At 38.6% G+C, this 12,759-nt stretch carries 12 protein-coding genes; 9 read left to right on the top strand and 3 right to left on the bottom strand.

The features are described 5' to 3' along the window. Window positions 1-55: 55 nt before the first annotated feature. The 5 genes from C9J40_RS08015 (at window position 56) to C9J40_RS07995 (ending at window position 6,472) form a co-directional block, all read left to right on the top strand. A complete protein-coding gene (locus C9J40_RS08015) occupies window positions 56-1,900 on the top strand; it encodes a hybrid-cluster NAD(P)-dependent oxidoreductase (protein ID WP_199188063.1) in 1,845 nt (614 codons plus the stop codon). A gap of 300 nt (window positions 1,901-2,200) precedes the next feature. Beyond that, window positions 2,201-4,186 (top strand): bifunctional UDP-sugar hydrolase/5'-nucleotidase, encoded by a 1,986-nt coding sequence (locus C9J40_RS08010; protein ID WP_107246429.1) that lies wholly within the window; start codon window positions 2,201-2,203, stop codon window positions 4,184-4,186. A 424-nt stretch (window positions 4,187-4,610) separates the two neighbouring features. Then, window positions 4,611-4,820, top strand: a complete 210-nt coding sequence (locus C9J40_RS08005; RefSeq protein ID WP_006644751.1) for a cold-shock protein — start codon at window positions 4,611-4,613, stop codon at window positions 4,818-4,820. A gap of 211 nt (window positions 4,821-5,031) precedes the next feature. Further along, a complete protein-coding gene (locus tag C9J40_RS08000; protein ID WP_107246427.1) occupies window positions 5,032-5,700 on the top strand; it encodes an ATP-binding cassette domain-containing protein in 669 nt (222 codons plus the stop codon). After that, window positions 5,693-6,472, top strand: a complete 780-nt coding sequence (locus C9J40_RS07995) for an ABC transporter permease (RefSeq protein WP_233217691.1) — start codon at window positions 5,693-5,695, stop codon at window positions 6,470-6,472. The genes C9J40_RS08000 and C9J40_RS07995 overlap by 8 nt, the downstream gene beginning before the upstream one ends. Before the next feature lie 67 nt (window positions 6,473-6,539). Here the strand turns inward: C9J40_RS07995 and pdxY are convergent, their stop codons facing one another. Next, complete coding sequence (gene pdxY / locus C9J40_RS07990) at window positions 6,540-7,397, bottom strand: pyridoxal kinase PdxY (protein WP_107206763.1); 858 nt, start codon at window positions 7,395-7,397, stop codon at window positions 6,540-6,542. Window positions 7,398-8,030: 633 nt separating this feature from the next. On the opposite strand from pdxY, the gene C9J40_RS07985 reads away from it, so the two are divergent. Then, window positions 8,031-8,231, top strand: coding sequence for a hypothetical protein (locus C9J40_RS07985; RefSeq protein WP_006644747.1), 201 nt, complete (start codon window positions 8,031-8,033; stop codon window positions 8,229-8,231). A gap of 402 nt (window positions 8,232-8,633) precedes the next feature. Here the strand turns inward: C9J40_RS07985 and C9J40_RS07980 are convergent, their stop codons facing one another. Then, complete coding sequence (locus C9J40_RS07980) at window positions 8,634-9,014, bottom strand: AzlD domain-containing protein (RefSeq protein WP_107206762.1); 381 nt, start codon at window positions 9,012-9,014, stop codon at window positions 8,634-8,636. 14 nt (window positions 9,015-9,028) lie between these two features. After that, complete coding sequence (locus tag C9J40_RS07975) at window positions 9,029-9,805, bottom strand: AzlC family ABC transporter permease (protein ID WP_107246426.1); 777 nt, start codon at window positions 9,803-9,805, stop codon at window positions 9,029-9,031. A gap of 326 nt (window positions 9,806-10,131) precedes the next feature. On the opposite strand from C9J40_RS07975, the gene C9J40_RS07970 reads away from it, so the two are divergent. The 3 genes from C9J40_RS07970 (at window position 10,132) to C9J40_RS07960 (ending at window position 12,717) form a co-directional block, all read left to right on the top strand. After that, window positions 10,132-10,512, top strand: a complete 381-nt coding sequence (locus C9J40_RS07970) for a RidA family protein (RefSeq protein ID WP_008989716.1) — start codon at window positions 10,132-10,134, stop codon at window positions 10,510-10,512. Between the two features lie 46 nt (window positions 10,513-10,558). Then, window positions 10,559-11,848 carry a serine dehydratase subunit alpha family protein gene (locus C9J40_RS07965; RefSeq protein ID WP_107246424.1) on the top strand — a complete coding sequence of 430 codons (1,290 nt, stop codon included), beginning with the start codon at window positions 10,559-10,561 and terminating at the stop codon, window positions 11,846-11,848. Window positions 11,849-12,063: 215 nt separating this feature from the next. After that, window positions 12,064-12,717: a transcriptional regulator gene (locus C9J40_RS07960; protein WP_107246422.1), complete on the top strand. Its 654-nt coding sequence runs from the start codon at window positions 12,064-12,066 to the stop codon at window positions 12,715-12,717. Window positions 12,718-12,759: the final 42 nt, after the last annotated feature.

Genomic DNA, 12,759 nt, shown 5'->3' with positions numbered 1-12,759 from the left:
TCTTTTTTAGCTCTGTTAATACAGTGTTACACTATTGCTGCCAATACATATTGTCATGGAGAGAGTAGTGAGCACACTTTCAGATACACCACAATTATCCCAATTAAATGTCTTTCCCGTAAAATCAATAGCAGGCATCAGCCAGTCCAAAGTTTGGGTCGAAAAACAGGGGATCAGTTTCGATCGTCGTTTCATGGTTGCGACCCTATCAGGCGATATGATCACGGCACGTAAATCTCCCAAAATGGTAAAAGTGAAGGCAGCGCTAATTGCCGATGGCATCGTACTGAGCTATGAAGGTAAAGCCTGTTTAGTATTGAAGTATGCTCAATTTACTATGGCAGAAGCATCCTCAACCGTGTGGGCTGATACATTCATCGCCTATACTACGACGGAGCAAGCCAATGCATGGTTTAGTGATGTGTTAGGACAACCCGTTCAGTTGTTATTTACGGGTGAGCAATCAAACCGTGTGCGTCCTAAAATTAGTCAAAATGTGAGTTTTGCTGATGGTTATCCGTTATTAGTGATCAGTGAAGCCTCGCTCCAAGCGCTTAATGAGCGTAGTAGTGAACACCACACCATGGATCAGTTTAGAACCAATTTAGTGGTGAGTAATACGGAAGCGTTCGCAGAAGACGGTTGGAAACGTATTCGGATCGGTGAAGTAGAGTTTGAAGCGGTCAAACCTTGTGCTCGATGCATTTTAACTACGGTCGATCCTAAATCAGCAACGTTTAGCGAAAGTAAAGAGCCGTTGGTTACGATGGCAAAATTCCGCTCAGATGAAACGGGTAATGTCTATTTCGGACAAAATCTTGTGGCACTTAATGAAGGTATTATTTCTGTTGGTGACACCATTGAAATATTAGAAACGAAACCGAAAGAAATATATCCAGATAATAGTGAACAAAAATTACAGCTTACGTGTGTCGAGCGTGAAGATATTGCGCAAGATTTCACTACATTTTGGCTAGAATCTCATCAAGAAAACCAAGCGTTACCGACTTATTTACCGGGGCAACATTTACCTATTCAGTTAGAAGTGAATGGCGAATATATTTCTCGTCGCTATACATTATCTTCTAGCCCATCACGACCGGGGCGTTATGCAATATCAGTAAAACGGGTTAATGACGGTCGCATTTCTAATTGGTTACATGAGCATTTTCAAGTTGGTGATACATTGGTGTCTGAATCGCCGAGTGGTGATTTTCACCTAGGGGTACATACGGATAAATTATTATTGCTCTCGGGGGGGAGTGGTGTAACGCCAATGATGTCGATGCTACGTTATTTATCCGATCATGATTTAGTGCGTGATGTGGTGTTTTATCATCAATGCCGTACTGAAGCTGATATTCCTTATTTAGAGGAATTACGCGCAATAGAAGAGAAGCATCCTTCTCTTGATTTACGTATCGTATTAACGCAACCCAAACGCGACTGGCAAGGTGAATCTGGACGACTAAGCATTGGTCATTTAGCCATGATGAGTGATTTAGATAAACGTCAGGTATTTGTTTGTGGTCCTGATGCCTTTATGTCGTCGGCGAAAAAGTTATTGCTCAATATGGGCATGGCAGCTTCTCGTTATCACCAAGAAGCGTTTGGGCCTGTACGTCATGCACTCGAAGAAAAAAAGACGGTCGAATTATCAATTGATGGACAGCTTTTCCAAGGGAATAACCAAGCGACGTTATTAGAGCAAGCAGAAACGGCTGGTATTAAGATGGATTATAGCTGTCGTGCTGGTTTTTGTGGGGTTTGTAAGGTCACAGTGAAATTTGGAGAGGTAGAACAACCAGAGGTTCCAGCACTTTCATCGCAAGAGCGTGCTGAAGGAAAAGTGCTAGCATGTTGTTGTGTGCCTAGAAGTGATCTCGAAATCATTAAATAGTGAGCTACAGGTAATTTAGGAGGCGATGTCGATGATTATAAGTCAAGGTGATATTGATAAATCATCGCTTACCTTAAAACGTTGACGGGTGAATACAAAGGTCAACAATTGCAATAACTTTGTTATTTAGATGGCTTCTTATGTACTTTCAACTGGAAGGTAAGCATAGAAGCCATTTTTTATATATTCAAAATAAAAAGTTGGTTTGAAAGAATATTATTTTGAGTTCTATTGCTGAAAAGGTTTTAAATGTGGAGTATGCTGCTCGCGCAAACGATTACAATAGAGTAAGGATCTCGTATGTTTAGCAAACCTCTTATCGCACTTTCTATCACTTTAGCTATTTCAGGGTGTGCAACAACGCCTATCGTTCAACACCAACCTTTTACGCTAACGGTCGCACATATTAATGATACCCACTCTAATTTTGACCCCGTAAAATCGAGTTTTAAAGCTGACGATACCAAAGTTTATAACGAGTTTGGTGGCTATCCTCGCCTGCAAACGATGGCGAAAGAATATAAAGCTGAAGCTAAAAAAGAAAATCAAAGCTTACTGTTCTTACACGGTGGTGATGCTTGGCAAGGTAGTGCTTACTTTAAGCTAAACCACGGCGCAATGAACGCCGATATGCTAAGCAAAATGGGCTTAGATGCGATGGCATTAGGTAACCATGAATTTGATTTAAATAATAAAAAATTAAATGCTTTTATCGGTAGTGTTAATTTCCCTGTGCTTGCAGCTAACGTAGATGCTAGCCAAGATGCTGATTTGAAAGATCAAACTAACTTACGTCCTTACCAAATTTTTGCTTTTGATGGCAATAACAAGACAGTCGTTAAAGATATTAACCACTTACCTAAAGATAAAAATCTTGTTGCGGTATTTGGTATTGCCTTAGATAACATGGCAAATATTGCACCTAATACGGGTGATGTGAAATTTTACGATATGGTGAAAACGGCACAAGCCACCGTCGATATGCTAAAGAGCAAGGGGATTGATAATATTATTGCGCTCACGCATATCGGTAATGCAGTAGATCTTGATGTTGCGTCAAAAGTTAACGGTATTGATCTTATTGTTGGCGGTCACTCACATACGTTATTAGGTGACTTTGCTGACTTGGGTTTAAACAATAATGGTATATATGCCCAAATGGTGAAGAACCCAAATGGTACAACGGAAACATGTGTTGTTCAGGCGGGTGAGTATGCTCAAGCGATTGGCCGAGTAAATGTAAGCTTTGATGCGAACGGTGACGTGGTGAAGTGTGCAGGTCACAATACCTTATTGAGTAACGATGAGTTCTACCATCATGCCGATCGTAAACAAAGCGATATGTTTACCCCTGTACAAACGGCAATCGTTGAAAAATTCATCGACAATCATGAAAAAATCACGATCACAGATGAAGATGTTTTATTACGCCAACGTATTGATACTAAATACAAACCAGCAGTAGATAAAGCGTACGGTAAAACTATTGCTCAAGTGCCGGTAGAAATTAAACATGAGCGACGTCCTGGCGATCGTGGCACAGATAAGCATGGCTCAGATGTCGCGCCTATTATAGCTGAAGGCCAATATTACTGGGCGAATGAGCCTCAAGTTCAAAAAGTAACGGGTATGAAAGTGGACTTTGCTTTGATCGGAGCAGGTGGCATTCGTACCAATATTGAGGCGGGTGAATACCGTGAAGGTAATGTGTCATTAGAGCTTTTACCGTTCTCAAACTTTATGTCTGTAGTACCACTTAAAGGTGCTGTGATTAAACAGTTATTACAACAAACGGTTTCTGCAACGCTGCCTGAAGGCGCTCATGCGGGTAAATTCCCTTATGGCGGTCATATTCGTTATAGCTTTACCGAAACAGCAGCAAATAAAGCAGGCAAGCTTAATAATGTTGAGGTGATGACTGGCACAGAAAAGAACCCAATTTGGACGCCAATTCAAGATAATAAAACCTACAATGTTGCAGTAAATAATTATAACGCAACGGGTAATGATGGTTGGACACCTGTTTATCAAGCGCAAAAGGATCACTCTGGACGTGTCGATTTAGCCTATGTTGATGGCAAGTTAACAGGCTTTAAGGTTAAGAACATTGAAAAAGTAGGCGACAAGTACCAAGTGAATTACCAAGGAACTGCGCCAAACTGTAAAGCCGCCAATATGCGCTGTAATACAGATGCTCAAGCTGTGATTGATTATATCCAGCAAAGTCGTCCTAACCTTGTACCGTTAAGTTATGAAGTTGTTACGCTAGATCGCGTACAAAAATAAACCTTTGCGGTTTTAGGTAAATAAAGTAGGCGCCCTACATGTGATTAATAAAAGCGGTAGGGTGCTTTTTATTTTTTGGAATCGTCTAAAAAAGACAATGAAAATGCGGTTTTCACGAAATATTAATAGAATATTAACTGGTTTATTCGTGTTTAACCTTATGATATCTATTGTTTTTGTTACCCATAAGATTAAAAAATAAATTATTTAAAAAATAAAGCTATACAATTCCCTAAATATCATTACTATAGTCCTCGGCCTGTAAGTCAGACCTATTTATATGTAACATTATGTTTTAGAAAATCTTCGCTGTAACGCTATACCAGTGTCATGAAGCTTTCCACTCATAAGCTATAACGTAAATAATTCTTTTCTGGCTACATACGCATTTTTGCGAATTATTTAAAAAATATTGGAGACTCTCATGTCTAAATCAACTGGTATCGTTAAGTGGTTTAACGAAGAAAAAGGTTTCGGTTTCATCACTCAAGACAACGGCGGCGCTGACGTATTCGTTCACTTCCGTGCTATCACAGGCGAAGGTTTCAAGACTCTTGCTGAAGGTCAAAAGGTTGCTTTTGATATCGAACAAGGTCAAAAAGGCCCTCAAGCTGCTAACGTTGAAAAAGCTTAATTCTTTTTTACGTTAAAAGTTTAAAAAATGCCGACATTATGTCGGCATTTTTGTATCTGTTATTCAACATTACGTATCTAAGAATCTCTACTATATCTCTCTACTTACCACTATTTCGTCTTTCGTTATTTTATTTTGAACGAAACTGTTTGAGTCCGCTATCTTGCTTCAATACACTTAACGTTCGTTTTTAGTATTTTGGGTGCAATGGATGCAATCAGAATCATCTCAAAATCACATTGATATATTAGCCTTTAATCAATTGCGTTCAGGCTTTGAGTCGCATAGTGATTGCTCGCTTTCTGCTTGTATAAAACAAGGGCAACACCTTGCAATATCTGGCGTTTCTGGTTGTGGTAAGAGTAGCTTGCTACAAGTGATTGCTGGGCTTAAAGCTCCTCAGTTAGGTACTGTTACCTTCAATAAACAATTGATTGATGTAAAAGCATTCAACTTTTGGCGTCAAAACATTTGTTACTTGCCACAACAAGCCGTTATGGGCGGAGAATGTGTACGTGATGTCTTACATCTTCCTTGGCGTTTAAAAGCCATTACTCATTTTCCTGTACCTAGCGATGAGTTGTGTTTATCTGCTTTATCACAAGCGGGTATTACGGTGTTATTAGACAAGCCTATTGATACCCTTTCTGGGGGCGAAAAGCAGCGTGTAGCCATCGCTAGAAGCATATTAATGCAGCGCAATGTGTGGTTGATGGATGAGCCCACATCCGCCCTTGATCCTTCAGGGCGAGATCGAATTATTCAATTGCTTTCTGAGCTAACAATTATTTGTGTTTCTGTATCACATGATCCTGTTTGGTTAGCAAGTGCAACACATGTGCATGCTATGTCGTTAAGTAAGGATGAGTGTAATGTCTGAATCAATCAATAGTACTTTGGATATTCATTGGCTGGCGATGGCGGGCTTCTACCTGTTATTACTTATCCCCATGTTCTTGTTTCAGCGTTGGCAATTAGGGTTAAATCGCACTTTAATTAATGGCGTATTACGCATGACACTTCAGTTATCTGTTGTGGGTATTTATCTTCATACCTTGTTTGGTTTGCAGAGTGTGGCAATAAATATGCTGTGGCTAACAATCATGGCATTAGTGGCAAGCTATACGATTTGTAAACGGGCAGAGGTGAATGTAAAGCGTGTGTTGCCTGCGGTAATAACAGGGCAGTGTGCTGCATTATTGGTTGCTTTGCCTGTCATGCTGATAGGGGTGATTCAAGTCGACCCTTGGTGGCAAGCACAGTATATGATCCCAATTGCGGGAATGCTGCTTGGTAATAGCTTAATGGCAAATGTATTAGCCTTATCTCGCTGGGGGAGCCTATTAAAAGATAACCATCATGAATATCAGTATTACTTGTCATTAGGCGCTCCTGATCCTGCCTTGCCGTTTATACAGACAGCAGTAAAAGCAGCATTAACTCCCCAATTAGCCGCGATGATGACATTAGGGATTGTCAGTTTACCTGGAATGATGACGGGACAAATTTTAGGTGGAGCGGCACCGCTGGTGGCAGTGAAATACCAACTAGTGATTATGGTAGCGATTTTTATTTCTGGCGTAATTTCGGTAGCGACTACCTTGAGCATTGTTAGGCGGGTAACATTCAATGCTTATGGTGAGGTGCAATAAGTACTATTTCCGACAATAAAAAAGCAGCAATTAAGCTGCTTTTTTAATTAAGATTGTTAGTGTTCACTTAGTTAATTTCGCTAATCGGAAAAATTTCACTTGGTGATACAATTTCATCTTGTGCTGCAATGGTTTGTAATTCCCATTCGCCACGTTTATGTGTTTCTTTTAACACTGCGTAGCAGGCATTGTGCGCATGTTCAAAAGCCTGTTCTGGTGTCCAGTCTTTCAATAGCCCTGCAGTAAATAATGATGAGATCAAATCACCGACACCTACTGGCTGTTTATCAAACTTAAGATGCGGACGCTGTGCAAGGAAACAACCCTTTTGCGTTGCTAACATCATCGTAAACTTATCATCAGATATACTGTGTAAGTGCTTAACCAGTACCATTTTTGGGCCCATTGTTAAGGCTTTTTGACATGCAGTAACAGCATCAGCAAGGTTATGGATTTCCATACCGACAAATTGGCTTAGTTCAAATTGATTCGGTACGATAGCATCAGCAATAGGCATTACATCATTAATTAGGTATTCAGCAATACCATCGGCAACAATACAGCCTTTTTCTGGGTCACCCATTACAGGATCACAGATATAAATCGCATTAGGATTTTGCTGTTTAACTTTTTTCACAGTATCGATAATAGCAAGACATTGCGCTGCACTACCTTGATAGCCTGTCAATACAGCTTCGCAGTTCTTTAATTGATCAATGCTTTCAATACCTGCAACAAGCTCACTAATATCATCACCAGAGAAAGCTTTGCCCGTCCAACCTTCTTTATATTGGGTGTGATTAGAAAATTGCACAGTATTAAGCGGCCATACTTCAAATCCCATACGTTGCATAGGAAAAACAGCAGAGCTATTTCCTGCGTGACCATACACTACATGTGATTGAATAGATAGAATACCTTTCATCGAAGTTCCTTATAACCTTCGGTCTCTTTAAGCATACTTTACCCTTGCTTATATAAGAAACCTAGTCATTTTATATCGTAATTATTCCTTTCATTTATGCAGATTAAAAAATAGACGATTATTTATATTATTATCGACTTATTTTAGATGAGAGTGTGTTATTTATAATTGAAGATTGTTTTATTATAGGTTTTTTCCTCTGTTGTCGTTTGTTTTTTGACCGTTTTATGGTTTTTATAATAAATAAAAAACGATATTTTTTTATTTAAAAAACAATGAGTAAGGTTTTTATTCAGTGGTTACCCACAGTTTTTTACAAAAAAAAGACATAAAAATATTTACAGAATAAAATTTAGCGTTTAATGTCTGTCTCGTCTGTTACTCGGACCTCATGTGTTTTTTTTATCAAAACGTCATTTCTAACATTGTTATTCGTTATTGTTGCAAACGATAGGCGCAATGATCGGCTAAAAGAAGGGTGATCTTTTAGCTCAGAAGTAGTAGGTCAATGAGTAAAACGATAATTACCGCAATTATTATTAATTGGTGGTTTTAACTATTCGAACTCAAATTGATAGCCACAAACAAAACCGCTAATTTAAAGCGCTGTTTGGGCTGAAAGGAAATATAACTATGACTTCACAAACAGGTATTATTCGTAGCTTCAACCCAGTAGAAAAGATTGGCTTAATTACAAGCGATCTTGGTGGCGATATTCGTTTTGACGCATCTCAAGTATGCAGTCATTCACAGCCTTCATCTGGTAGTATGGTTGAGTTTTCTCTAGACGATTCAAGCAATAAGCTAAAAGCAGTAAAAATTCGTTTCATCTAAAAACGATAAATTATAACTCATACTTTCTATAGATTATGAGAATAACATTCAGCCTAAGAAATAATATAACTATTATATCTTGGGCTGTTTTGTTTTATGGTATTAAAAATTAACTGTTCATTACTATTAATGATTTCTTTATATAAATACATTTAGAATAGATAAGTTTATGCTTCTCTACTTTTATATAAATCAGTTATCTCAAGGTGCTTACGTTCACTGGTGATATTTAGTTTTGAAAGGATGATAAAGAATTGTCTTTAATATCATATTTTTTCTACTGTGCTACATGTTGAACTGATGTAAACAGGCAACCGAATCAAAAAATTGTTATTGGATGAACGTCAGTTAAAAAAAATCCCGAGTTAAACTCGGGATTTTTTTGTGTATCAGTTTTAATGGTTACGCCATGAAATGCGTTAAAAACTGGGTAATTGGCTCTAGGTAATTTTGGAATATCACTAATGAGATTAAGCCACTAATTACGACCCAGATAAGTCCAAAGCGTAGGCTTACGATGGTACAAACAATCGCTGCGAGTACTTTCGGGTTTTCAAGGTTAAAGGCAAAGTTTGAACCTTTACCTAGAATTTCTACTGCAATGATTGCTGGCAATACTGTTACAGGAACAAAGCGTAATGTCTTTTTAAAACGCTCAGACATATTGAAGCGTCCTGCCATACCAATAACCGCGAAACGGATAACAAAAGTGGCTACCGCCATGACTAATGATAAGTAAATTACAAATTCATTACTTAAAACGATATGTGTATGAGAATCCATAATAGTAGCCCTTATTATTCAGCAGTTGCGTTAATTGGTTGAATATTTATTTGCTTTTTATCTTCTTTTTCCATTTCGTGACGAACTTCTTCTTTCAGCTCGGCTTCCATATGCTCAGTTGATAAATCCATTTTGTAGCCTGCGTACACACCAACGACTGCTGCTATAACTAAACCGAGTGAGTAAGGAAGGCCTGAAAGTAAGATCCCTGTGACTGTTGCGACCACTGCGGCAACAATACATTCACGATTTTTAACTTGTGGGATAACGATGGCAATGAAGGCGGCAACCATTGCAAAATCTAAACCGTAATCGGCGATGTGAGGAAAATACGAACCAATCATGGCACCAGAGAAATCAGCAACAACCCAGTTCACCCAAAAACCAAACATTGCTGCTAAATAAAACCAATGACGCCCTGGTTTTTCATGTTTCATCTCACCAACGGTTGCTGCGTATACCTCATCGGTTAAGCCGTATGCCATTAGTGCGCGTGTCGGCATGGAGTATTCTTTTACATATTCAGACAGTGACGCGCTATAGAGAACGTGGCGTAAGTTGATAACAAAGGTGGTTAACGCAATCACTATTAATTCAGTAGAGGATTGCACCAGACCAAGCGCAACCATCTGTGCTGAGCCTGCAAAAACAGTCAGTGACCATAACGTACTTTGTAGAACGTCCATACCTGCGTTAATACTGATTGCCCCCACAATAAATGAAAATGGGAATGCCCCTACGCAGAGCGGGAAGATTGCCTTTAAACCTGCTTGTATAAGTTGTTTTTTCATGCGGCGCCTATTTGTTCTGTGTCGTTAAATGAAAAAAAATTTGCAATTAAGCTGAGTGATTATCTTTTTTTGCTGCCTTATTTGTCTGCAAATATATTTTAATGCAATATTTTATTCAATCATTTTTACTATCAAGCTATTAATATATTTTCATATAGTGGCGGTTTTTTGATACTATTTTTCGTTTATCTCTTTTAAAACAGTGTTTTGCGTAGGTTGTTTCATTTTTGGAAGTATTGATCTTGATATTAGGTGCAAAAAAAATTGCAAGTTTTGATTTTTAAAGGTTAAACTAAATTTGAATTTTCGATAGCGAGATAAAAATCATGACAAAAGTAATCACATCTAAATCAGCACCAGACGCAATTGGTCCATATTCACACGGTAATGCATTTGGCGATTTGATCTTTACATCTGGTCAGCTTCCAGTATGTAAAGAGAAAGGTGGCATTGTAGATGGTGGTATTGCAGAACAATCTCGCCAGTCATTAGTTAACTTACGTTCAGTTCTTGAAGCGGGCGGTGGTGACATGGATACCGTTTTAAAAACAACATGTTACTTAGCAAATATTGAAGACTTTGCTGCTTTTAATGCGGTTTATGCTGATTTCTTTAAAACAGAGTGCCCTGCACGTAGCTGTTTTGCAGTGAAAGATTTACCAATGGGTGCACTTGTAGAAATTGAAGCGATTGCACACCGTAAATAATTAGATCTGCATTAAACAATAAATATAAAACCGTTAGGGGTTACTTATGAATACACAATGGCAGCAATACAAAGATATCATTAATACAGTTGTTAAACCTGCGTTTGGTTGTACAGAGCCGATCTCAGCCGCATATGCATCAGCTGTTGCAGCTGAATTGCTTGGACGAGAGCCTGAAGAACTCGATGTAAAGGTATCTGATAACCTGTTTAAAAATTCGATGGGTGTTTTTGTTCCTGGTACTGGCCGTATTGGCTTACCTATTGCTTCTGCTGCTGGTGCTATTGGCGGTAACCCTAACGGTGGTTTAGAAGTGCTGGTAAATATTAAGGCAGAAGATGTCGAGAAAGCACAGCTGCTGATTGATAACGGTAAAATTAAAGCAGGTCGTAAAGACGTTAAAGAGTTTATTTACTGTTGTGTTGAAGCAAAAGCGGGTGATGATGTCGCGATAGTTGAAATTAGCGGTGGTCATACACAAGTTGTGAAAAAAATGCTTAACGACAAAGTTGTGTTTGATGCGTCTTCTGATGTAAATACGAGTGATAAACCAAAATCAACGGCGTCTGTGTGTGAAGGTGTCGATATCTCAATCAAAGGTATTTATGAGTTTGCTACCAGCGTTGATTTTGAAGAGATTAAATTTATTCTAGAAGCGCGTGATTTGAATAGTGCGTTATCAGATGAAGGCTTAAAACATGCCTATGGATTACAGGTAGGCAGAACGATTCAAAAAAGTATTGCGAAAGGGCTATTTGGCGATGGTTTAATTAACAATGTCGTAATGCGCACAGCTGCGGCATCTGATGCTCGTATGGGTGGTGCAACATTACCAGCAATGAGTAATTATGGTAGTGGTAACCAAGGTATTGCTGCAACGATGCCGATAGTTGGAATTGCTAAACATTATGGCTCTTCTGAAGAGCAACTAGCGCGAGCGCTAATCATGAGCCACCTTGGCGCTATTTATATGAAATCATTCTATCCGCCACTATCACCGTTCTGTGGTAATGCAGTAACAAGCTCTGCGGCTGCTATGGGTATGGTTTATTTAGCCGGTGGTGATTTTGAGCAAATGTGTTCAGCGATTCAAAATACCTTAAGTGATACTACAGGTATGTATTGTGATGGCGCGAAATCCACGTGTGCTATGAAAGTTAAAAGCTCAACAAACTCTGCGGTAATGAGCTTTTTAATGGCGATTGAAAATCATGAAGCACAATCTCAAGGCATTGTTGCTGAAGATGTTGAAACAACTATTCGTAATGTCGGTAAGATGGTTCGATTTGGTATGGTAAATACTGATGCAACAATCATTGATATTATGTCGGCATAAGTAACAAGAATTATAAGCGCCATTGCGAGTAATCATGTTTATCGCAACATGATTACGCAATGGCTTTTTCTATTTGTGGAAAGCCGTACTGTTTTTCTGAATGCTTCTTTATTTTCATTTAAAAAGAAAAACGTAGATACTCTGAATGTATTATTATTGATACAATAATAGCAATGAAGTCATTGGGAACGTTATGTTCAAATAGGGGATCAAGCGTGAATGAATTAAGCGAAAGCGATTACGATATCCTCCGTGCGATGGAGAATATCGTTGATGGTATTGCGGCAATGTGGGGAGAGCATACAGAAGTGCTACTACATTGTTTGGATGCAAATAACCCATCAATCATTAAAATTGCGAATGGTCATATTACAGGGCGTGAAGTTGGTGCACCAATCACGAATATTGCGTTAGTGAAGCTGAATGAAGGTAAAGATGTTTCTGATGCTTACATTACCAAAAGTCCTGATGGTAAAACATTACGCTCGTTAACAACCATTATTCGAAATAAACAAAATAAAGCAATTGGTATGTTATGCGTAAATTCTAATTTAGACGCACCGTTTCAGTCGATGATGCAAAGTTTGTTACCGAATATCCATTCGCATTTTGAGTTTGGAGTAACATCTGAAACATTCGCAAGAAATAATGATGAAATGATGCACAGTTCAATTGAGAATGTGCGAGAGCAAGTGGTGAATGATAGCAATATTCCACCATCGAAAAAAAGCCGCGAGATAGTGACTCGTTTGCATGAATTAGGCATTTTTGATCTAAAAGATAGTGCCCAAATTGCAGCGAAAGGATTAGATATCTCTATCCATACTATTTATCGCTATTTGCGTGAAATTCGTGCCCACGAAGCATGATATATACATTGTGAATGTTCTTATTAATATGCCTTCAGGTGA

The organism is Photobacterium sp. GB-72 (assembly GCF_003026095.1).
Taxonomy (GTDB): Bacteria; Pseudomonadota; Gammaproteobacteria; order Enterobacterales; family Vibrionaceae; genus Photobacterium.
Note: the sequence above shows the minus strand (reverse complement) of the source record. Positions and strands in the feature narration are given on the sequence as shown.